This is a genomic window from Cohnella lupini (assembly GCF_003386205.1).
GTDB lineage: Bacteria > Bacillota > Bacilli > Paenibacillales > Paenibacillaceae > Cohnella > Cohnella lupini.
Map to the genome: position 1 here is coordinate 64033 of NZ_QRDY01000013.1, position 23949 is coordinate 87981.

17 protein-coding genes are annotated in these 23949 nt (G+C 53.0%); 1 reads left to right on the forward strand and 16 read right to left on the reverse strand.

Features of this window, described 5'->3' with window-relative positions; genetic code table 11:
* Positions 1-3: 3 nt before the first annotated feature.
* Positions 4-2088 (reverse strand): polyphosphate kinase 1, encoded by a 2085-nt coding sequence (gene ppk1 / locus DFP95_RS19665; RefSeq protein ID WP_115994394.1) that lies wholly within the window; start codon positions 2086-2088, stop codon positions 4-6.
* 240 nt (positions 2089-2328) lie between these two features.
* Between ppk1 and ytvI the strand changes: the two genes are divergently transcribed.
* The gene (gene ytvI, locus DFP95_RS19670; protein WP_245987752.1) at positions 2329-3417 is read left to right on the forward strand and encodes a sporulation integral membrane protein YtvI; all 1089 of its coding nucleotides are present in this window, start codon (positions 2329-2331) and stop codon (positions 3415-3417) included.
* A gap of 26 nt (positions 3418-3443) precedes the next feature.
* Here the strand turns inward: ytvI and DFP95_RS19675 are convergent, their stop codons facing one another.
* From DFP95_RS19675 to DFP95_RS19750, 15 genes are all read right to left on the reverse strand, one after another.
* Positions 3444-3848: an FxsA family protein gene (locus DFP95_RS19675; protein ID WP_115994395.1), complete on the reverse strand. Its 405-nt coding sequence runs from the start codon at positions 3846-3848 to the stop codon at positions 3444-3446.
* A 31-nt stretch (positions 3849-3879) separates the two neighbouring features.
* Entirely contained in the window at positions 3880-4347 is a 468-nt protein-coding gene (locus DFP95_RS19680; RefSeq protein ID WP_115994396.1) for an acyl-CoA thioesterase, read from the reverse strand.
* 92 nt (positions 4348-4439) lie between these two features.
* Positions 4440-6194: a pyruvate kinase gene (gene pyk / locus DFP95_RS19685; protein WP_115994397.1), complete on the reverse strand. Its 1755-nt coding sequence runs from the start codon at positions 6192-6194 to the stop codon at positions 4440-4442.
* A gap of 48 nt (positions 6195-6242) precedes the next feature.
* Positions 6243-7208: an acetyl-CoA carboxylase carboxyltransferase subunit alpha gene (locus DFP95_RS19690; protein ID WP_115994398.1), complete on the reverse strand. Its 966-nt coding sequence runs from the start codon at positions 7206-7208 to the stop codon at positions 6243-6245.
* On the reverse strand, positions 7201-8064 hold the full coding sequence (accD, locus tag DFP95_RS19695) for an acetyl-CoA carboxylase, carboxyltransferase subunit beta (RefSeq protein ID WP_115994399.1): 864 nt from the start codon (positions 8062-8064) through the stop codon (positions 7201-7203). Before accD ends, DFP95_RS19690 begins: the two co-directional genes overlap by 8 nt.
* Before the next feature lie 83 nt (positions 8065-8147).
* Positions 8148-8336, reverse strand: a complete 189-nt coding sequence (locus DFP95_RS19700; protein WP_115994400.1) for a glutamate decarboxylase — start codon at positions 8334-8336, stop codon at positions 8148-8150.
* A 136-nt stretch (positions 8337-8472) separates the two neighbouring features.
* Positions 8473-9219: an alpha/beta hydrolase gene (locus DFP95_RS19705; protein ID WP_115994401.1), complete on the reverse strand. Its 747-nt coding sequence runs from the start codon at positions 9217-9219 to the stop codon at positions 8473-8475.
* A 175-nt stretch (positions 9220-9394) separates the two neighbouring features.
* On the reverse strand, positions 9395-10282 hold the full coding sequence (locus DFP95_RS19710) for a carbohydrate ABC transporter permease (protein ID WP_220376416.1): 888 nt from the start codon (positions 10280-10282) through the stop codon (positions 9395-9397).
* A gap of 27 nt (positions 10283-10309) precedes the next feature.
* The gene (locus DFP95_RS19715; RefSeq protein ID WP_115994402.1) at positions 10310-11209 is read right to left on the reverse strand and encodes an ABC transporter permease; all 900 of its coding nucleotides are present in this window, start codon (positions 11207-11209) and stop codon (positions 10310-10312) included.
* Between the two features lie 96 nt (positions 11210-11305).
* Entirely contained in the window at positions 11306-13057 is a 1752-nt protein-coding gene (locus tag DFP95_RS19720) for an extracellular solute-binding protein (RefSeq protein WP_115994403.1), read from the reverse strand.
* A gap of 112 nt (positions 13058-13169) precedes the next feature.
* Positions 13170-14798 (reverse strand): response regulator transcription factor, encoded by a 1629-nt coding sequence (locus DFP95_RS19725; protein WP_115994404.1) that lies wholly within the window; start codon positions 14796-14798, stop codon positions 13170-13172.
* A gap of 13 nt (positions 14799-14811) precedes the next feature.
* On the reverse strand, positions 14812-16590 hold the full coding sequence (locus tag DFP95_RS19730; protein WP_115994405.1) for a sensor histidine kinase: 1779 nt from the start codon (positions 16588-16590) through the stop codon (positions 14812-14814).
* Positions 16591-17011: 421 nt separating this feature from the next.
* Positions 17012-20566 (reverse strand): fibronectin type III domain-containing protein, encoded by a 3555-nt coding sequence (locus tag DFP95_RS19740; protein ID WP_115994407.1) that lies wholly within the window; start codon positions 20564-20566, stop codon positions 17012-17014.
* A 229-nt stretch (positions 20567-20795) separates the two neighbouring features.
* Positions 20796-23195: an alpha-L-rhamnosidase-related protein gene (locus DFP95_RS19745; protein ID WP_115994408.1), complete on the reverse strand. Its 2400-nt coding sequence runs from the start codon at positions 23193-23195 to the stop codon at positions 20796-20798.
* 296 nt (positions 23196-23491) lie between these two features.
* Complete coding sequence (locus tag DFP95_RS19750; protein WP_115994409.1) at positions 23492-23911, reverse strand: tellurite resistance TerB family protein; 420 nt, start codon at positions 23909-23911, stop codon at positions 23492-23494.
* Positions 23912-23949 lie beyond the last annotated feature (38 nt).

The window sequence follows — 23949 nt, forward strand, 5'->3', positions numbered from 1 at the left end:
TCGCTATTCGATTACGGCCGCGATCGACTTCCAGAGCGGAATGTCCGCGGCCTCGAATTGGCTTCGCAACGGCGCGCCCGTTATCGCAACGCGTTCATAAGAGCCCGTCGATTGAAGCTCCCTCGCCTTGACGTTATCGTTCAAATTCATCCTTAACACATTCATAAGAATAGACCGAAGACTCGGATCGTACACCGGGCACATTAGCTCTACCCTGCGGCTTAAATTCCGGGTCATCCAGTCCGCGCTCGACAGATACACCTCGTCCTGCCCGCCTCCCGCGACCGAGAGTATTCTTGCATGCTCGAGATACCTGTCCACGATGCTAATCACTCTGATATTGTCGCTTAAACCTTGCACGCCCGGCCGCAAGCAGCATACGCCCCGCACTATCAGCTCGATCTTCACTCCGGCTTGGGAAGCTTCATATAACTTATCGATCATCGATTGGTTCGATAAGGAGTTCATCTTCGCGATGATATGAGCGGGACGACCGCCTCGCGCATGTCCGATTTCCCGGTCTATCAGCTCGAATAGCTTCGGTTTCAAGCCGATCGGAGCCACGGCGAAGGAAGACCATAAATGCGGCGTAGAATATCCCGTCATTTCGTTAAACAGCGCGGTGGCATCCGCGCCGATATCGGGATGGCTGGTAAATAGGCCCACGTCCGTGTACAGGCGGGCCGTGTTCTCATTGTAATTACCCGTGCCGACGTGCACGTATCTCCGCAAGGAGTCCGCTTCCTTGCGGACGACCAGCGTGATTTTGGCATGGGTTTTCAAGCCGACGAGGCCATAGACGACATGGCAGCCCGCCTTCTCCAACTGACGAGCCCACGCGATATTGCGCGCCTCGTCGAATCGCGCCTTGATTTCGACGACAACGGTTACTTGTTTCCCCGATTCCGCCGCGCTGGCCAACGCTTGGACGAGTATCGAATTCACGCTGACGCGGTATAGGGTCATTTTGATCGCGAGAACGTTCGGATCGTTAGCCGCTTCCAGAATAAAATCGTTGACGACCTCGAACGACTCGTACGGATGATAGAGCAGCACGTCTTTTTCCCTCAGCACCGGCAATATATCCTCTTCGTCATCGAACTCGGCTGGATAGACGGGCTCGTGCTTGGCATATCTGAGATGATCGTAATTCGGCAACGTGCTGACGAATTTAGATAGAAATCCGAGATCGAGCGGTCCGTCTATTTCGTCGAACGCGTCTCCTTCGATTTCCAATTCGTCCTGCAGCAGCTCGAGAGCATCCGTATGTATTCCTTTTTCCACTTCGAGCCTTACGGGTAAACCGCGCCGGCGTCGACGGAGCTCCTTCTCTATTTCCTGCAACAGATCCTCGGCGCCTTCTTCGTTAAGCGTGAGATCCGAATTTCTAGTGACCCGGAAAGCATGCACTGCTTCGGTTCTGTACCCGCTGAACAGCAATCCGATATGCTCCCTGATTAAATCCTCCAGCAGCATGTAGGAGAGCTTCCTGCTGTTCCTGCGTCCGGGGACGAGCACCGTGCGGGCGAGAATAGAAGGGACTTGAACGATGGCGCAAAACGTTTTCTCTTCGTCTTCTTGGGAAAGCTGTCCTTCTTGCTTCAGAACGACGGTCAAATAAAGCTCCTTGCTGTGCAAGAGCGGAAACGGACGGCTTTGGTCGACCGCCATCGGAGTCAAGACGGGATAGATGATTTGCTTGAAATATTCCGTAAGCGCTTCTTTCTGCTCCTCGTTCAATTCCCGGAAAGTCGTGAGCGCAACGCCTTCCTTAGCCAGCAAACGCAAGAGCTCCCGGTAAGTCTTATACTGCTCGCGAACCATTCGGGTCGTCCGTTTCATGAGTCGCTGAATCAAGCCATGGGGCGTATAACCCGTGAAATCGGTCTTCGTATAACCCGCTTTGCTTTGGGCTTGTAATCCCGCGACCCGGACGCTCATAAACTCATCTAGGTTGCTCTGCACGATCGATAAAAATTGAAATCGTTCCAAAAGCGGGGTTCCCGCATCCTCCGCTTCCTCTAGCACGCGCCGATTGAACTCCAGCCAGCTGAGATCCCGGTTGATGTATTTTTTCGCGCTTGTCACACAACTTCCCCCTGTTCGTCATGCTTGCGACTGACTGACCTGGAATCGGCAAAATTTCCCGTCTTCTTCATTATGTTGGTCATTTGTAAACTAGACGTCAACGAAACGTTAACGGAAAGTTAAATGAAGCCAAGCATTTGGCGAATGCGGATCGTTCTGGGCTATAATGGAAATAGAATCCAAACGTTAATATTTCGGAGGAGGGACTTAGTCCTGGATCGGAAAATCGGAAATCAATTGTTGCGACTACTCTTCGTTGTCTCGATGACCGTATTGGGCGGATTGCTGCTGTGGTTGTCTTTTCCGTTCATATACCCTTTTCTTCTTGGCTGGCTCCTCGCCTATGCCTTGAATCCTTTAGTCCGATTCCTTCATAACAGAGCTCGATTTCCGCGCTGGCTTGCCGTTACAGTCACGCTATTACTATTCGCATCCGCTATGATTACAATCCTTTCCGCCGTGGTCGTGCGACTAGTCGAAGAAATCAGCAATCTATCCGTCTCGCTTCAGGATATCGTGACTTGGGTGGAGAAATCTTTCGACGACTTGCTCTCCAGGCCGGATATTCAAAACCTTATGACCCGGATTAACGACTTCTATCAGCAGAATCCCGATTATAAGGAGACGATCGACACCAGCATCTCGGATACGGCTCAGGCCGTAACTCAAGCCGGCACGGGATTCGTCAGCCTATTCTTCAGCGGAATCGTTCATATTCTGTATTCGTTGCCCGCCGTCGCGACGATCGCGATCGTCGTACTGCTCGCTTCTTTCTTCATCAGCAAGGATTGGAACCGCTACATGCTTCGCATGAAGGAATGGTTCCCCAAGACGATGATGCGAAGGATCGGATCGGTGTGGAAAGATTTGCAGCATGCCCTATTCGGCTATCTGCGCGCGCAATTAATCATGATCTCCATCACGGCGATCGTCGTCATCATCGGATTGCTCATATTAGGCGTGAAAAATCCTCTGTCGATCGGACTGCTCATCGGATTCGTCGACCTGCTCCCGTATTTAGGCGTAGGCGCGGCAATGGTTCCTTGGCTGGCTTACGAGTTCCTGATCGGCGAATGGCAGCTTGGAACAGGGCTGTCCATCCTTTACGGCGTTATCCTGATCGCCCGTCAATTCATCGAACCGAAAGTACTCGCTTCTAGCGTGGGCTTGGATCCCCTACCGACTTTGATCGCGATGTTCATCGGCTTAAAGCTATTCGGAATATTCGGATTGATTATCGGTCCCATCATTGTGGTCGTGCTCATGGCTTGCCACCGCGCCAACCTTTTTCGCGATCTCGCGAAGTACATCCAATATGGCAGCCGATAATTACGGGCGAACTCGCCGACTGACACTTATCGGCGGTTCGGCCCCCGATAGATCGATAAATTACCGCTTCGAACCTTCCTTTCGAGCCAACGGTACAGGAGTATCCGGTACAGGGGGCGGGTGAAGGGCAGTAACAGCGTAATGCCGACGATATCGGAAAGGAATCCCGGAGCCATAAGCATAATGCCGCCGGCCAATATGCATAATCCTTCGAGCAGAGTATGGCCCGGAACTTGCCCGGCTTGCATCTGGCGCTGGGCCTGCTGCCATACTTTGCGGCCCTCCGTCTTGATGAGCCAAGCGCCCAATATACCCGTCAACAGGAGCAATCCGATAGTCTCCCAGCCGCCGATCCACTGGCCCACCCGAATAATGCCCCATAATTCTATAGCCGGAATGACGATTAGAAGCACGATTAAACCTTTTTGCATCGCATATCCCTCCTTGTCCGAATCAGATTGGTTAGGATAGATCGGCCAGTCGTATCATCCTATCATACCAATCCTGCGCCTCGCGCGCGAACCGAACGGGCTTCCAATCCTTGTTGACCCATACATGACGGGTTCCTCCGCGGACAAGCAGCAACCCCGGAGGCTCGTCTCCCTCGTATCGTTCGCCTAATCCGCCCGTTATATCTCCGCTTACCACCCTGGATTCAAACCGGACTCGAACGCTCGACATCTCGGCCATCCGCGTGCATACCGTCACCCAATCGTCGTAGACGGCCGGTTGTTTGAACGACGCTTCCACGTCCGTGACCGGCAATAATAATCCACTGTTTTCCATTTCCTTATACGCGATGCCCGCTTGTCTTACCCACTCCGTCCGCCCGATCTCGAACCAGTTCAAATAATTGGCGTGATAGACGACTCCCATCTGATCCGTCTCCTGATACCTCACCCGCAAAGGGTGCAACATCCATATGCCCATTCCGTCCCTCCTCTTTGCTTATGATCGGCCGGATACAGAAATTCCCCACAGCAGCGCTGCGGGGAATTTCTGTTATCGAGCGAATACAAGTCTTACATGACTTTAGCTTGTCCGGAATAAATCACGCCATGCTCGGCGTACAACGTTACTTCCATGCCGTCGCTCAGAAGCTTGATCGCGTCGTCGACGCCGACGATAACCGGAATGCCGAGGTTAAGTCCGACTACCGCAGCGTGGCAAGTAATGCCGCCGCACTCCGTAATGACAGCCGCCGCTTTCTCGAACGCGGGCATATATTCTTTGTCGGTCGAAGGGGCGACCAGAACCGCTCCCTTAGTCATCTTGCGAATCGCTTCTTCCGGCGTATTCGCGATGACGACTTTGCCGGTTGCGCTTTGCGAGCCGATGCCTTGACCTTTGGCGATCAATTCGCCGACGTTATGGATTTTGATCAGGTTCGTCGTGCCGGAACGGCCGACCGGAACGCCCGCGGTTATGATGATCGTATCTCCCAAACGAACGAGCCCCGTATCCAAAGCGCCTTTAACCGCGATTTCGAACATTTCGTCCGTCGTTGTCGCCGTAATTCCTTTAACCGGATTTACGCCCCATACGAGCTGCAAGCGGCGAAGCACTTGATCGTTCGGCGTAACCGCGACGATCTGGGATTTCGGCTTGTATTTGGAAATCATGCGAGCGGTATAACCGCTCTCCGTGGAAGTCACGATTGCTTTCGCGTCCAAATCCAGTGCGGAATTCGCTACCGCTTGGCTGATCGCTTCTGTGACCGACGTTTGTTGCGCGTTCGCTTGCTTCGTGAAGATCTCGCGATAATGCAAAGCGGATTCCGCGCGTTCCGCGATACGGGACATCGTCAGCACGGATTCTACCGGATATTTGCCGGCAGCCGTTTCACCGGAAAGCATAATCGCATCGGTTCCGTCGAAGATCGCGTTCGCGACGTCGGAAGCTTCAGCGCGCGTCGGACGAGGATTACGTTGCATGGAATCGAGCATTTGAGTAGCCGTGATAACCGGTTTACCAACGCGATTACATTTCTCGATCATCCGCTTTTGAACGAGCGGCACTTCTTCGGCGGGAATTTCTACGCCCAAGTCTCCGCGGGCAACCATGAGTCCGTCCGAGACCTCGAGAATTTCGTCCAGGTTATCCACGCCTTGTTGATTTTCGATCTTGGAGATGATCTGGATGTGACGAGCGTCATGGCGCTCCAACAGCTCGCGGATTTCAAGCACGTCGCTTGCGCGGCGCACGAAGGAAGCCGCGATGAAATCGACGCCGACTTCGATCCCGAATTTGATGTCGCTGATATCTTTTTCCGTCAAACCCGGCATGGAGATCGCGACGCCCGGTACGTTAACGCCTTTTTTGCTTTTGATTTGTCCGCTGTTCACGATCTGGCACTTGATTTCCGTGCCTTGAATGTCGACGACCGTCATTCCGATCAAACCGTCGTCGATCAGGATCGTCGAGCCAACGTGAACGTCGCTTGGCAAATCCTTGTACGTTACGGGCACGCGATTGATGTCGCCAAGTATTTCTTCGGTAGTCAAGGTGATATATTCGCCTTGCACAAGCTCGATCGGCTCTTCCTTCAATTTGCCCAAGCGAATTTCGGGACCTTTGGTATCGAGCAGGATCGCTACCGTCTTATTCAATTCTTGGCAAGCTTGGCGAATGGCTTTAATACGGTTACCGTGCTCTTCGAAGTCGCCGTGGGAGAAGTTCAAACGAGCTACGTTCATTCCTGCCATGATCAATTTCTTCGTATTATCCAACGACTCGCTGGAAGGTCCGATTGTACAGACGATTTTTGTTTTACGCATGATTTCTTTTTCCTCCGTTTATCTATCCATGGTTGCATTTATATAGAGCTATTCAAGCTCTGCGGTACCGAAACGTCCGATTTTACGGAACTTCTGGTACCGGTCTTCCCTTAATTGATCCGGCGTCATCTGCAGCAATTGCTGCAAGTGGCGCCATAACGCTTCCTTGATCGCATCGGCTTGCATGATCTTATCGCGATGAGCTCCGCCTTGGGGCTCAGGAATAATATCTTCAATAACGCCGAATTCAAGTAAATCTTTGGCGGTAATTTTCATCGCTTCCGCGGCTTGGTCCGCTTTGGATGCGTCTTTCCACAGGATGGAAGCCGCACCGTTAGGCGAAATGACCGAATAGATCGCGTTCTCCAGCATTAACACGCGATTTCCGACGCCGAGCGCCAAAGCGCCCCCGCTCCCGCCTTCTCCGATCACGACGCAAATAATCGGAACGCCGAAGAGTGCCATCTCGCGAAGATTCCGCGCGATCGCTTCGGATTGTCCGCGTTCTTCGGCCGTATCTCCGGGATAAGCGCCTTTGGTATCGATTAACGTAATGATAGGACGTCCGAATTTGTTCGCTTGCTGCATGAAGCGAAGCGCCTTGCGAAATCCTTCCGGATGGGGACTACCGAAGAAACGCTGAATGTTGTCCTTGGTGTCCTTTCCCCGCTGGTGACCTACGACGGTGACCGGAATCCCGTTCAACTTCGCGAGTCCTCCGACGATAGCCATGTCATCCGCGAACACCCGATCGCCGTGAAGCTCGATAAAGTCGGTGAACACCGAATTTATATAATCCAGCGAGGTCGGACGTTGATGGTGGCGGGCCATGTGCATGATCTGCGCCGCGCTCATATTGCTGTATATTTCGCTCTCGAGCTGCTTGTAACGCTCTTCCAGCCGTCCGATCTCATCGGTGAAGTCGATTTCCTTCTCGGCACCGAAATGCTTGAGTTCGTCTATCTTCTTGCGCAATTCGGCAAGCGGCTTCTCAAAGGGTAGATCGCTAGACATCGACAAGTTCCCCTTTCCCCGCATGCATGTCGAGCAACTTGGCGATGAACGACTTCATATCCTTGCGGTTAACGACTTTATCCAGTTGTCCGTGCTTCAAGTTGAACTCGGCCGTCTGGAAGTTTTCCGGAAGCTTCTGGCGAATCGTCTGCTCGATTACGATCCGGCCGGCAAATCCGACGATAGCTCCGGGCTCCGCCAAATTATAATCACCTAAGCTGGCGAAGCTTGCGGACACGCCGCCTAGCGTCGGGTCGGTGAAGATCGAGATAAACAGCCCGCCTTGTTCCTGGAATCGGGCAAGAGCCGCGCTCGTCTTCGCCATCTGCATCAGGCTTAGGATGCTCTCTTGCATCCGGGCGCCTCCGGACGTCGAGAAAAATACAAGCGGTAGTCTCTTTTCCGTAGCCTTCTCGATCGCGCGCGTCACTTTCTCGCCGACGACCGAGCCCATGCTCCCGCTAAAGAAGTCGAAGCTCATAACTCCGATGACGACGGCGAAACCGCCGATCTCGCCTTCTCCCGTGATAACGGCATCCTTTAAACCCGAGCTCAGCTTCTGCTGCTCGAGCTTCGCTTCGTATCCCGGAAATTTCAGCGGATCTTCGGATATCAAATCTTCGTCAATCTCAAAAAGACGCCCATCATCGAGCGTCATGGCTATGCGCTCCCAGGCGTTCAGACGAAAATGGTGCCCGCAAGTAGAACAAATTTTAAGGTTCTTCTCCAGTTCCTTGCTGAACTGGATCGTTCCGCATTTCGGACAGCGGTTCATCAAACCTTCGGGTATGTCCCTTTTCGTGCGTTCCGAAGGAACGACGGCATATTTTTTCTTCTGAAAAAGATCCTTGAACACAGCGACACCTCACAAGCGATAAATGGCGACCCTTAGCCTTACGGATTCGCCGACTCAAGAAGAAAGACGGGTATCGTAATTCACTAGAGATGCAATATACTGCCTAATACTTCCTGCACTTCCGATACTTCGCCGGATGGAACCAATATTTCATACTGTGGTTTCGTAAGATTGATGGGGCGCACCTGAACGAGGAATCCTTCGTCGGTCAGACGCTTACGAATTCGTTCGGCAATCTTCGAGGTCGGCGCGATGTAAATGACCGTCCACATGAAGCGTTACCCCCAATATTTTAGCGATTCTTAAGGAAAGATAGATTGACGCAATAAAGAAATCATAGCACAGATGCCGCAAGACTAGCAACCAAACAACATCAGTATCCTAGCGGCGCGAGGTATCCCGGGCATGCTAAGATAAATTGCCTGCCAGAGGGAGCCAATCTAGGACGCGACGGATTTTACGATCCCAATAACCCCATTCGTGCGTCCCCGGTTCTTCTTCGTATGTCAACGGCAGCTCGAGGCTTCGGCAATAGTCGCGGAAGCGGATATTATCTTCGTACAGGAAGTCTTCCGTGCCGCAAGCTTGGTATAGCTTTGGAATCGCGGAAGCTCCCTTCACGGATTCGGCTAGACCGAACAAATCCGCGGCCGAGCCCGGAATTTCCGACGGATCGCTAAACACGTTGACCATGTCCCCAGCAAACTTGTCCACGGCTAGACGGTGTACGTCCATGGCACCGGATAAGCTCGCGACGGCAGCATATCGATCGGGAAAAGACAACCCTAGCTTCATTGCCCCGTAACCGCCCATGGATAATCCTGCCGCGAAATTATGCTCCCTTAATGGAGATAACGGAAAGAAGGAACGGGCCAGCTCCGGCAATTCCTCGCTTACGAACGACCAATACCTCGCGCCATGGCGCATATCCGCATAGAAACTGCGATTAACCGCGGGCATTACGACCGCTATGCCTTTCTCCGATGCGTACCTTTCGATCGAGGTTTGCCTGCACCAGGCCGTATGATCGTCCGATAGACCGTGCAACAAATACAAAGTCGGTAACGGCCCCGCCTTGCCTTGCGGAAGAATGACGTTCATGGAAGCTTGAATTTCCAACGTCGCCGAGGAGAACTGACACTGCAATAAAGCCATCGTTTTCACTCCATTAACGAAAATTGAACTTTGTCTATTAATTTATCAGTTTGGCTCCCGGAAGGATAGCAGGAATATAGCAAGCGAGTGGATTGGACGGAGGAATGCTCACAAAAAGAAAACGGAACCCGGATACGATAAATATCCCAGGTTCCTCAAGCCAACGATTACTCTCTTATTCCTTCACGCTTCCCATCACGATGCCTGTCATGAAGTATCTTTGCAGGAACGGGTAGACAATCAGCACGGGCAACGCCCCTAGGAAGATCTGCGCCGCCTTAACCGTCCGGTCCGATAGATTCTGAAGGATCTGCAGCTCCTGAGTCAGATTCAAGCTGTTTAAATCGCGATTCACGACGACGGTCTGCAAATAGCTCGACAACGGATAATGATTCGGCGTGTTCATATAGATTAGCCCGTTGAACCATTCGTTCCAGTGTCCGACGATCGAGAAGAGAGTAATCGTCGCCAGCGCAGGAGCCGACAGCGGAATATAAACCTTCCATAACGTCTGCCAATGGCCGGCTCCGTCGATGTACGCCGCTTCGCTCATTTCCTTCGGAAGCGAACGGAAGAAGTTAAGCAACAGGATGACGTTGAATACGGGAACGGCGCCCGGTAGCACGAGGGCCGCCAGGTTATCGATCAAATGCAGCTTCAGCACGAGAATATAGCTCGGGATCAACCCGCCCGCGAACAATGTCGTGAATACGAAAAACCAGGCGTAAGCCGTGCGCATGCGAAATTGCGAAGCTTCCTTGGCGAGAGGGTATGCGATCAACACGGTAAGCAGCATGTTCAAGCTGACCCCATACAGCACCCTTTGCAAGGAGACGCCCATCGACCTTAGGAATTCCGGCTTGTTCAGCACGAATTCATAGGGACCGAGCGTAAACCCTCGCGGCCATAGCTTCACTAGCCCCGCCGTCGCATAGCCGTTCGAGCTGAAGGAAACGGCTAGCACGTTAATTAAAGGAAGCAAGCAAGCCAAAGAAATAATCGCTAGTATCGCGTATATGAGTACGGTCGTTAGCGTGCGCGACAATCCCTTATGCTGGACCAAAACGTGACCTCCCTTCGACGAACATAACTAGAATATTCGGTAGTTGGCCAATCGATATGCCAACAGGTATGAGCAAGAGATAAGAACCAGCGAGACGGCCGACTTGAACAGCCCGATAGCCGTCGCGACTCCGAATTGGAAGTCTACGAGTCCAAGCCTGTAAACGTACGTATCCAGAATGTCTCCGGTGGAGTAAACGACTGGACCGTAAAGGTTAAACACTTGCTCGAATCCGGCGTTCAGAACGTTGCCCAAGCTCAGCGTAGTCAGCAGAATGATGATGGGCGCCAGACCGGGAAGCGTGATTTTCCATGTTTGTTGCCAACGGCTTGCGCCGTCGATGACCGCCGCTTCGTACAGGGCGGGATTAATTCCTGTCAGCGCCGCCAAATACACGATCGTACCGAAGCCGAATTCCTTCCAAATATCCGTACCGGTCAGCACGAACGGAAACCAATTCTCGTTGCCTAGAAAGTTGATTTTCTCGAAACCTAACCAACCGACCATATCGTTCACGATTCCGCTCGACGGGGAAAGGACGTCCCATAAAATGCCGGAAAGGATAACCCATGACAGAAAATGAGGCAAATAGATGATCGTCTGAACGAACCTCTTATAGAACCTGGCTCTGATTTCATTAAGCAGCAGTGCCATCATTACCGGGAATACGATGCCGCCGACCATTTTCATGACCGCGATCACGATCGTGTTTCGAATGACGTTTAACGTATTCGGCAAGCCGAAAACGTACGTAAAGTTATCGAAGCCGATCCATTCCGAACCGAATAACCCTTTCGTGGGAGAAAATTTCTGGAAAGCGATGACGATCCCAACCATCGGTCCGTATGCGAAAAGCAGCACGAACAGCACGCCGGGCAGCAGCATGACGTGCAGCGGCATTTCTTTTAATCTAAACAGTCGGTTCATGCCCGATCCCTCCATTCGCGAAGCCGTCTGACCTTGACCGATAAGGCGAAGAGGAAGCGAAGACGCCGCTCCCCCTTCGTTGCTTACGCGTTCGATTTATCGTTTGGAATACCAGTCGTTCACTTCCTGCGTGATGGCGTCTCCGCCTTGCGACTTCCAATCGGCTACGAATTTATCAAACTCGTCGATCGAAGCCGCGCCCATAATGATCTTCGTGAATACCGTCGCTTCCATGTCCTTAAGCGTGCTGCCCCTCTCGGACATGGTCGCCGTCGGCGATCCGTAGAATTCGTTATAGACGTAATTGTTCGGATCGCTCTTATATTTGGCTAACGCTTCGTATGTCGATTGATTGCCGAATACTTTCTCTACCCACCATTGGCCGAGGTCTCCGCCGCGATAAGCCAGAATGTTATCGTAGTAGCCTTTGGCCGTCGGATTCAGGGTCGAAGGGTCGTTCGTCTTCAAGGCTTCTTGTACCAACGCGTAATCGTTCTGGTTCGTATCCGCATAGCTTCCGCCGATAGCGGCGTAAGGGAACGTATTTACCTGTTCTTCGCCTTGCGTCACGATATGGTAGTCTTCGTTCCGGGTTTCCCCGTAGTTCTTCTCCATGAAGTAGTTTAACAATTTGATGATCGCTTCCGGATTGCCGACGCTTTTGTTCACGACGATGAATCTGTTCGGACGATACCCGAGCGATTGGACTTTAGCCGCCGAACCATCCGCGGATACGAGCGGGAAAATGGACCATTCGGATTTCGGATTAACTTTCTTCATGTCCGCGAGCGGCCAGTTCGCGTTCCAGAATTGTCCGAAGTGCATGCCGACCTTGCCGCTGGTCTCGAATTCGGAAGCTTTCGTTCCGTCCATCGTCGCCCATTCCGGGCTGATGGCTTTCGCTTTGAACAATTCCTGCAGCTTTCCGAGCGCTACTTTCACTTCCGGTTGAATGTCCGCGAACACAAGCTTGCCGGATGCGTCCTTGATCCAGAACGTCGAGGTTCCCGATTGGTTCGTCGGGTTATAAGCGTAAGCTCCATAACCGTTCAAGAAGCCGGTGATGCCGGAATAGCCATCCCAAATGTTCTTGTTCATGTTAAGTCCGAACGTATCGTTCTTATTGTTCTTATCGGGATCTTGCGTAGCGAAGGCTTTAGCGATATTCAGAACGTCGTCCATCGTCTTCGGTCCTTGAAGGCCCAGATTATCCAACCAATCCTGGCGAATCCATATAAAGTCCGGATCGTCCGTCTGACCGCCGTTAATCGGAAGAGCAACCAGCTTGCCCTTGCTTAATGCGGTATCCAGCTTGCCGTCATTGATGCCGCCCCATATTTTCTTGGTTAGCTCCGAAGCGTACTTCTCGTAAGCTTCCATCAAGTCCGCCAACTGGTCTCCGTCTATCAACGTTTGCAGTTGCTTGGGATCGACTTCGAAGAAATCGGGCAGATCGCCGGATACGATCGAAACGTTGAGCTTCTGCGCGTATTGCGTATCGTCGACGACCCATTTGTTCGTCACTTTAATGCCTAATTCGCTCTCGTACGACTTCGTATAGATGTTGCTGTCGATCGTATCGCCGTTAAGGAACTTCATGCCGCTGTTCGTGTGCCTGATCGTCGATAGCCCGATTCCCGGCTCGTATTTCCCGAGCGGATCGAGATTCTCGGCCGGCGAAGGACTCGCGGCTTCCGATTCCGCAGCCGATGTCGATGCTGCGGGCGTCTCCGGCGCCGAAGCGGAAGGAGAAGCGTTATTACCTTCATTCTTGGAGCATGCCGACAGCACGAGAACCGCCGTCACGATCACAGCCAAAACCAAACTACCCCACTTTGTACGAATCACGGGTTTCGCCTCCAAATTGAATATCGATGACTACTCTTTTATTATCCGGCGAAACGGAAACGAAAAATATACGACTGTCATGCCCTTCGTTGTCTTCTCATGTCCTATTTGACTACCTTGCCGAATCCCGATATTCCTGCGGGGTCATGCCGGTAAGCTTCTTGAAGAAACGGGTGAAATAGGACGGGGATTCGAAACCGATCCGTTCCCCTACTTCATGGATTTTCAAAGCTTTGCCCGAGAGCAACTCCTTCGCGGTTTGAAGGCGGCAGCCAGTGATGTAATCGCTTATGCTCCTGCCGGTCGTTTGCTTGTACAGCCTCGATAAATAGAAAGGGGTCAGATACACCAGGTCCGCGAGATGAACGAGAGACAGATCCTTCGACATGTTCTTGTCCACGTAATCGTGAATCGTTATGACGACTTCGCTTGTCCTGCTGTCTGCCGTAGAATTCCTCCATTCGAAGAGCATCCGAAACAAGTCCGCAAAATAACGAGTGATCTCGTCCCAAGAGGCGAATTCTTGGATCGTGAACAGCTTTCGAACGCCTAGCGCGTCCGTTACCTTCTGTAAGAGTCCCCACCTGTTAAGATAGGAGAAAACGGCGGATGCCAACGAATAGTAAATTTCCAGCGCCTGGCTCGTACGGACTTCCCCCTGTTCTTGAACGGTTGCCATGATTTCCGCGTACAATCCGAAAAACTTCTCTTCGTTCTTCTGGTCCAGATACTGCTCCAGCAACGGAAACCGCTTGAGAGCTCCTCTATCCGCAGGAGCTTCTTCGATCTGAGCCAGATTCATGTCCGAGAGCAATATTTCTTTCGCGGAGCCAAGTCCGTGCACGAATAATCCCGTCAGACGCTCGAACGCCGAAGAAAGTCGCTCCCATTCGTGCGGGCGTCCGCTTACGACGAAGGAGCAAGCCAATCTCAGGAATTGGCTGCAGGAGGATTGCACCGTTTCGAATAGCCCTAGCAAATATCGATTCCAATCTTTGATTTCAGCGGCTTCCGCGCCAAGCTCTTCCTTCGGTTGCAGAAGCCACAAGAGCCTATCCTGCGCATAAAAAACAGTCTCCACGCGGATATTGGACGTGAGAATTTCCTCTACGATGTTATTCACGGAATATAGGAAGAGGGATTTATCCCCCGGTCCGATATCCTCGCGCCATTCGTCGATCCTTCCGATGCCCATGAAATAAGGTTTATCCGAATCTAGCGTAATACCGAGCTTATCGAATTGCCTGCGCCGTTCGGCCGGCCCGGAGATCTCTCCCGTAAGGAGCTCCAGCCAATACTCCTTGCGAATTAGCGGAGTCGCGACGACAAGCTGATCTTCCGCGTTCTTGATGATCTGCTCGTAGGAGAACGTTTCTTCTATTTGCCGGACGGCCCGATCCACGGCCGCGAGAATCGGATCGTCGCCTTCCGTCTTCAGAACGTAATCGAATGCGCCCTGACGTATGGAGGAATGGATGAAGGAGAAATCGCTATAGCCGGTCAGGAAAATGAATTTACAGCGCGGCCACTGGTTCTGGACATGCTTCTGAAGCTCCAAACCATTCATTTCCGGCATCTCGATATCCGCCAGTACGATGTCCATATAGGTTTTGCGAACGATATCGAGCGCCTCCAGAGCATCGTACGCGCGATGCACCTCCAACCCAACATGCTGAGCGAACAACTCGAACAAGCCGTCCACGATAATCGGTTCGTCATCCACGATCAATAATCGAAACATTCCGCATCCCCCTCTATTCTCGTTGTTCCGTCGCGGAGTCGATATCGATGCGAAGCACGACGCTCAATCCGCCCCATTCGCTTCTGTCCACGGTAATGCCGCTACCGTCGCCGTACTTCAACTGCAATCTGCGATGCACGTTCATCATGCCGGTATACTCGATTTCTCCGCCCGCTTGACGAAGCTTCATCTGGAGCTCGCTTAATTTTTCCTCGCTTAGCCGGTCGCCGTTATCCTCCACTCGTACGAATAAGGCGCGATCGTTCAATTGGAACGATACCGCGATTTTGCCGTCCTTCCTCTTGCCCTCCATGCCGTAGTGATACGCGTTCTCCAGAATAGGCTGCAGAATCAGCCTAGGTACCGATAATGCGTTGCACGTTGCCGGCAATTCATCGAATCGTACCTCTATCCTTCTAGCGAAACGGATGTTCTGAATTTCCACGTACGTCCGGGAATGACGAACCTCGTCCTCTAAGCGCACCTCCGAATCGGAATTCCGGGTAATATATTGAAAATATTCTCCTAAATGCTGGCTCAGCAGCGTCACGTTCTCGATATCGTTCATCTTGGCCAACCGGTACAGGATGAAGTAAGTATTGTAAAGAAAATGCGGATTGATCTGCGATTGCAGCTGCTTCAGCTCGGAGCTCTGGGCTCGAATTTTCTGTTCGAGAACTTGATGGATAAGAACGCGTAAGCGGTCCACCATTTTATTGAAATGCATGTACAGGTTAAAAAACTCGTCCTTGCGCCGAGGGAGCACGACTAGATCCAGCTGCCCTTCCTCCATCCTGCGGAACGTTCGGATCAGCAGCGTCATCGGCTTGTGCAGAAGCCGATAGAGCCAATAGGAGTATACGATGATTATGAGGGAAGATACGCCGGAAAGGAGCCAGTATAGCCACCTGTATTTGTCCAATTGGCCGAGCACCTCTTGTTGCGGCACGTACACGCTTAAATACGCTTGGAAAGAATGCGAATATTTGAAAGCGATCAAATACGAGGTATCTCCCATGTTCATCGGGGCGACGCCTTCCCACATTTGCTTGTCGTATCTCTCTTCGAGAAACCGTTGCAGGCTGTCGCGATTCTCGTTGTCGTTCACGCCGGTCACCATCCAGCCCTCCGTCGGCTGAAAGAGCAGCGCGCCGGAAACGCCGCTATCCGCGAATTGCTGCAACGCAAGCCTCAGCTTGGATACCGACCATTCCACGCCCATGACGTACGACGGGGGACGATCAGCCACGGGAGGCTCCGGATATTGCATCACTTGAAACAATCTCCCCTCCCTATACTTTATCGTTCCGTTCTGCGAGCTTCCGTCCGATCGGATGACGGGCTCCTTGACCGCCGCGTAATCCGGGGATAACTCGTCGGTAATCGGCCTGTTGCTGGATAACGTTCGGCCGATCGTCAGCATGTGTACGCTTACATTTTGAATGTACTCGCTGGAGCCTTTAACGAATTGCAGCTTATTCTCGACCCGTTGGATCGTCTGCGTCCATTCGAACGGCGACATGATCGCGCTAATGAAATTAATGTGCTGCAAATCGGAGTCGATCAGCATCTCCTGCTGGAGATTGGTGATATGGTCCTTCTCCGATTCCAGAGAGTTCATATAGAAGGTAACTTTCGATTGCAACGAACGGGATAACTCCTCCCGGATGCTTGTGGAGCCTTGTTTATTCACGTACAAACCTAATATGTAGAGAGGCGCGATAAGCACCAACAATGCGATAACGAGCTTCGGAAATAGAGTCATGGTTTTGAGTTTGTCGAATGAAGTCATGATTCATGCCCTTCTTCCTCGATAATTGGTTGCTTTCTATTCATATTGAACGGTCGCGAGCCGGATGGGAATGGTCTTCTCATATCTTAATTGGTATTCCGATATCTTTTTTATGAGGACGCGCGGTTTGTCCTATCCTAATTCGACGCGATTCATGGCCATCCTCCAATGTTACCGGCTGAGTTCGATACTATGGTAGAAAATAAAGAGGATTAGGCTGAGTTTCTAGCAGATCATGCCTCGGGGAGCGGAGTTAGCTCTCGATTGGTCTCCGATCTCTCGGTACGAACCGATTGCCGGAGCGGCGATTCCTGCCAAAGTCGCGAAAAAAAGAACCGCCGGAGCTTCCCGGCGGTTCTCCTTCCCATACCGGCGAAGGATTTTACTGAATATCGTTACTGAATATCGTTACTGAATGTCGTTACTGAATGTCGTTGACCATGACGAACGACGGTCTCTCGCTCACGTTAACGGATACGGCTCCTCCGGAAATCGTCAAGGAGGAAGGTACGCCGTCCGTATCCCCGTTAGCCATCGTGACCAGCGTCGCGGAATTCGGAGTCCCTTGCAACGACAACGAGTAATTGCTTACCGTCGTATTGTTGCTTGTCGGGCTCCATACGACGTAGGCTCCCTGATTCGTCGTCGCGCTTTTGAATTTGTAGATTTTCACGTTCGCGTTGCCGGAGGTTTGTTCTCCGAGGTAGCGCATACCCGTCAAACGATTTTTCAACGTATACGTGTAATACCAGGAGATCTTCGGCGCCCATCCCGTCGACATGCTGCCCGTAAGACCGCTGGAATCGAATTGCGTCGGGCTCGAGGCATCCACGTCGCGCAGCATGTACATCGCCGCCTTGTCGATGCCCGCCGCCGCGGCCGCCAGATAGGAGCGAACGATCCAATCCGCCTGCACCTCCTGAACGGAAGTTGCCCCGATAGCTTGCACCTTCTGAGGCGAGCTCTGGTTCGTGTCGTAGCCGAATTCCGTGATCCATACTTCTTTGCCGGGCAAGTACGCGTTTCTGTAGTCGGTAAACTTCTGCAGGCGCTCCTTCAATCCGTCCGCTTCCGGACTGATTCCCGCCGTACCCGATGTCTGATTCGTCCCGTTATTGCTGTAGTGATGGATATTAACGACGTCGAAGGGAAAGCTGCCTCCCCGATTGAAATCCGACCAGAACTTGAGCGCGCGGATATATTCCAGCTTCGGATCGGCCAAACCGCCCATGACCATCTTGGCATTCGGATCGGCATTCTTAACGCCGACCGTATTGCCCATCGTTCCGAGATGCCCATCGTAGTCCGCGCTCGACATGGCCGCGTACTCGTAAGGGTTGAAGTATCCTTCGCGCTGTTTCCACCATTTGTCCTGTTCGTTCCAGTTCTCGAAATAGGACAACGTGTTCAGTCCCGTGCTGCGCGGTTGCCCGGCCGCAAGCTTCAGCTTGGCGTCCGCGACGGCCGCGTTTCCGTAACGGGCCGCGAATTGATACATATGATCCGCGTGCTCCGCGTAGGAGGACGGCGACAGAGCGCTTTCTCCCGCGGAAATCGGCTTGTAGTTCGAATCCGTCGATAGCCAGCTTACGCTGCCTTGAATGGCGGGCGACACCGTAATGCCAAGCGCCTTAAGCCCGCTGTAATACGCGTCGAAATTCCAACCTCCGCCCGCGTAGCTCGGATTGAATTTGTTGGCGTTGTTCGGGTAATTGCTGTAACCCGTCTGAATCGTTCCGAAGTTCCACAGATCCCCCTCGTCCCAGTTCCAGTTGTGGTATTCGCGAACGAAACCGGCAACTTGGATCTTGGCGAACGGATCGTCGATAAAGGCGTTGATTCCGATCAACTGATCCATTGTCGGTTTGACGTGAGCCGTCGGGTTAGGAGGGCTGACCGGAGTGCCGACCTGAGTTCCGTAAATGACCAATTCGTTAACCGCCACGCTGGTGTTCGGGATGACGATCTGAATGTATCTCGTCGTCGTCGATACCGGATGTGCCTTCCACGAATTGAAGCCGGACATATTGTCCGTGAATTGTTGCGTCCAACTGAAAGGCGTACCGGTCGAAACGACCACGTTGCCCGAACCGCCGGAGTCGTACAAATAGAAATCCGTCAGGGCATAATCCGCTCCCAAGTCGATGACTACGCTTGCGGGAACATAGATGGCGTTATAGCCGATATCCCACGCGGTTGACGGAGTTCCGCCCGCTCCCGCCTTCGGATCGCCTGCCGCCGACTGCTCGTCGATCAGCTTCGAAGGATCGCCCGACTGCGTTTCATTTAAGAGCATCGAAGCGGTCAAGACGATTTTACCGCCCGAGCCGCCTGTCGCTGCCGTCGTTTTGCTCGCGACGTTGGACAAGCCGGATTCGTTGGCCGCTTCGTCTCTAGCCCGAATGGCGACATAGTATGTCGTATTCGCGGACAGACCCGTCAGCGTGAAGCTCTGAGACGTTCCCGCCGCGGCCGGAGTCGGCTCTCCGCTTGCTTGCACGGCGCTGCTCCAATTCCCGGAAGTAATCGTCGAAGTGCTATAACGAATATCGTAGACCGCTGCAGTTCCCGTATTGCCATCGTCTCCGGGAGCCGTCCAGCTCAGCGGTACGGACGTCGAGGTCGCGGTTCCCGCCGATAGATTCGTTATCGCGGACGGAGCCGTCGTATCTCCTCCGCCCGAGCCCGTCGGCGAGCCATACAGAACGATCTCCGATACGTTAGAGCCTTGCGTCGCGCGGGTGACCCGAACGTATCTCGTCGTTACGCTGACGGGATGGGCATTCCAAGAGTTGTAACCCGTTAACCCGTCCGTGAACCTCGTCGTCCAGCTTCCGGGGCTTCCCGTTGCGACTACGAAATCGCCTGAAGCGTTGATATCGCGCAAATAAATATCCGTCAGGTCGAAATTTTGCCCAAGATCGACGTAAACGCTAGACGGGTGATCGGCTCCGGCATAGCCCGGAAACCAATGGGAAGTCGGAGAGCCTCCGGTTCCCGCTCTCGGATCTCCCGCGGTCGCTTGCTCGTCGACGAGGAGGGAAGCATCGCCTTTGCCCGATTCGTTCACCAGCATCGAGGACGTTAACGCGATCTTGACGCTTCCTCCGCCCGCGGCTGCGGTCGTCGCGGTCGCGACATTGGACAGGGCCGAAACGTTCGGAACTTCGTCCTGAGTCTTCACGGCGAAATAATAAGCCGTATTCGCGCTTAACCCGGTCACGACGAAAGATTGGCTTCCGCCCGCCGCGACCGGCGTCGGCTCTCCCGTCGCGGGCGTTGCGGATGCCCAGTTGCCCGCGTTGATGGCGGACAAGCTGTATCGAACATCGTAGGAAGTCGCAGTTCCGGTGCTGCCATCGTCTCCGGGCGCCGTCCAGTTTAGCGATACGGAAGCTGCGGTTACGGTGCCCGACGACAAATTGCCTATTGCCGCGGGAGCCGTCGCATCCCCTCCGCCGGAGCCCGTCGGAGAGCCATACAGAACGATCTCCGACATGTTCGCGTTCTGACTCGTGCGCGTTACGCGTACGTATCTCGTCGTTACGGTGACCGCGTGGGCGTTCCAAGCGTTATAGTTACCTAAGCCGTCAGTGAATTGAACGGTCCAGCTTCCCGGCGTACCGGTCGACACGACGAAATTATCCGACGCGTTAACGTCTCGCAAGTAAACGTCCGTCAAATCGTACGACTGTCCCAGATCGATATAAGCGCTGGACGGATGATCCGAGCCTCCCCAGCCGGGGAACCATTGATTGGTCGGAGAACCTCCGGTTCCGTTCTTCGGGTCCCCCGCCGCCGATTGCTCGTCGACGAGCATCGTCGCATCGCCTTTACCCGACTCGTTGGTGACCATCGACGAGGTTAAAGCCAACTTCGCCGATACCGCCGCGGCCTTGGGTACGTAAGCAGTAGTTAGAACAAAAACGGCAACGAGAACCCAGAGCGCCGCTTTTCTGGCAGGACGAATGATCATTCTTCATTAACTCCTCTCTCGAATGAAAAAATAAATACCGTGAACCCCGAAAGTTACGCGTCCCCGATCCCTGCCTCCTTTCCCGGACGACTGGCGTACCGTACGTTATCAGTATGATGCGGATCCGATCGCCCGGAATATAGCAATCTCCTACCTTACATTGTCTTTTCATACGCAAAACCCCCGAATCGTCGTTTGATACGACGTCTCGGGGATTTTATGACCGCGGTTATACGGTTATCTTGCAACTGCTCTCGTAAATTCCCCCGCGCTCCAGCAATTGCCTTTGCCCGTCCGGGAGAACGATTAACGCGCGCGCGTCGTCCGGAATCTCCGCGCGCAGATGGAAATTGCCGTCATCGTTGAGACTCCAATCAACCTTGACCATTCCTCTAGGCGTGGCGACCTCTCCCTTCGCCCACTTCAATCCGCTTAAGCGAGGACGGATTCGTATCGTGCCATAGCCCGGTTCCTCCGGCTGAACGCCTAGCGTTTCCGCGGTGTATTCATACAGCGGAAGCGCCCCCCACCCATGGCAATCGCTGCGTTGCTGAACGGGATCCTCCACCCATGCCGTCAGATGGAGGTCGATTTGTTTCTTCCACGGCTCCCATAATTCCGCGGTTCGATCGTATAATCCGGTTACGGATAAAGCTCTGAACAGAAAATGGGTCATAGAGAACGAAGTTCTGGCGATTGATCCGTGCGAAAGCGCTCGTTCCATCAGTCGTCTCGCTTCCTCTCCTTCGACCGCACCGCCGAGGACCGCCCAGATTTGGGCATGCTGGCTGAACTCGCGCGATTGCGGGCCGTCGCGGAACAGGCCGTCCTCCTCGTCGTAGCATTGTTGCTTCGCGGCTATCCTTATGGAGTCGGCTCGGCTCCGGTACTCTCTTGCCGTATCCGTCCTTCCCGTGATCTCGTTCAATTCCGCGGCGCTATCCAATGCCGTAACGTACATCAGATTGTAAATGGTCATTGGACCTTCCCACTTGGCAGATGGAACGCCCGCCCGTTCGCGCCATTCCTCAACCCAGTCCACGAAGGACCAATAGGCTTCGGGCATGATGCCGACCAGACCGTTGTCCACTCTGCGCTCGAACCATTCCAGAATGGCGTCCATCGTCGGTCGATACTGCCGAACGAGCTCCGCATCCCCGTAATAACGGTAATGATCCTGCACCATCATGATCCAGTATAGAGAGAATCCGGGAATGATCTGGGCGTTGACGGACGGATACCGGCTCTGAAGCATTCCCGTCGGAAGCAAGGAGCCGTGGTAGTCGTGGATCGTCTTCCTCGCCAGCCTGTCGTCCGCGCTCACTTGGAAAGTAAACAACGCCTGCAATCGGGCATCCATGACGTATTGCATTTGCTCGTAATAGGGAGTGTCCTCGTAAGTATCGTGCATGCAACGCATGAGCGTGTTCAAGCTAATGTCCCACATCGGCTGCCATAACGGATCGGAGCTTTGAACGCTGGCTCGAACGTCGAGCGGATATCCGACCTCCCTCCAGATCAGGTTGCCTATCTCGAGCGGCTCATCGGCAACCGACCAGGAAAGCCTGACGAACCTGCCCGCGCGAACGGCTAGCGGCTCGTACTCTTCCGGCTTCGACCTCGTTCCGTATCCGCCCACCGAGTATTCGTCTTCGTTGCCCAGTAGTACCTTGCCTTCCGGATCATCCCTGACTTGCCTTCTTTGCCAGTTCCTTTTCCCATCGTTCTGCTCGTATTCATACGCTTCCGAATAGAGCAGCTTGAGGCGGGCGCCCTTCCCTTCGCTCAGCGATACGATCGGATAACCGACCGTCATGCGGCCCAGGTCTAGCTCCGCCCATCCCGACGAGTTCGCCGGGAGGACCAGCGGAAACAAACCTTCCGCGGATAACCCGATCTGCTTCGAATATTCTCGGTTACCCGGCAAATTCGAACGAATGACCCGTTGGACGAACTTGTCCGTTTCGCTCAACGGGGGCAACGTCCGCGGCGTCAATTGCCAAGGGGTAAGCCCCCCGTATAAGAGATCGTGGGTATCCATGATCCGATCCGGACGACTCCAGCCCGAATCGTTGTAACCGGGTAGACGCCAGCCATGCGGAAGCCGCCCTCCGTCCACCTCTTCCGTGCCTCCAACGAACAAAGTTCCCGTTTCTTTACGTATGCTCACGGCATCGTCCGTCTTCATTTTCCAAGCTTGATTCGTATGAAGCTCTTCGACGATTCGGCCGTCTTTGCCGATTAACGCCCCTTCCACTAACAGGCCGCCTCGGTCGGAGCGCCAGACGGATGCCGGTCCCACCTCTCCCGAATTCCCGTTGACCACGATCGGAAAGTGCAGGACGACCGCAGCTATAACGTTAATGCCGGGCACCAAATATGGCGTTAAATCGATTTTCTCGTAATAGTGGTTCCATCCGTTCCCTTTGCAAGGACCGCTCGAAACCCAACTGCCGTTCAAGTAAAGCCTGTACCGGCTATCCGCGGAAACGTCGATCGTCAAGTCGACTTCGGCCGGGTCGGTTACTTGGAAAGTTCTGCGAGCGTACACCCTCTCCTGCTTCGTTCCGGTCGCATGCTCATTATCCAGCCATATCCACTTGGCTAGCCACTTCCTGTTTTCTTCCACTGCGATACCCCTTTCACGAGGGAGAATACGTTCCGTCAACCTAATTCTTCCTCATTATAATTCGATAGACGCGAGCGAACGAGAGAGGAATATCGCCATTTTCACTTCCCGTCGCCGATAGCCTTCGTTTCCCCGGCCATACTGCTCTACTTTATAATGTTGCAAACGGCGGCGATAGCGGAATCTTATGTCTTTGCTGGTCTTTTCATATCCGTTAACGTATTCTCCAACTCGGAAAAACAGAAAAAAACCGCAAGGAGTCGTTACGCTCGCATGCGGGACTTGAATTCGATTCCTTATTTCATTGCGGACGGGTCCAGTATCAGCTTTATTCCTTCTACCTTAAGCTTATCCAGGCGGATGACCCAATTTTTGAATGTCATATACGTTTCCTCCGAGAAGCCGAACAACTCTTTCATGTCCTTCACGATCTGCTTTTCATCGTCGCTGTAATCTCCGTCCGCGAATACCAACAAAAGAATTTCGGCGAAAAAGATGTTCTTGACCTGTTCGTCTTTAATCCCGCCGATAATTTCGGAAAGCTCCTTTTTCGCGGAAACCGGCTTTACTCCGTTTTCTATGCCCATTTCGGTCATAAAGGATCTTAAATATCTCATCTCGTTCCCGTTAACGAACCCGTCCGCGTTCGCGACGATATGCGCCAAATCCAGAAAAGCTTCTTTATGTTCCTTCGATTGTAGAAAGTGCAAAAACAATTCGGTCAGCTCCTCTGCTGGATACAAGTCTGCAATTA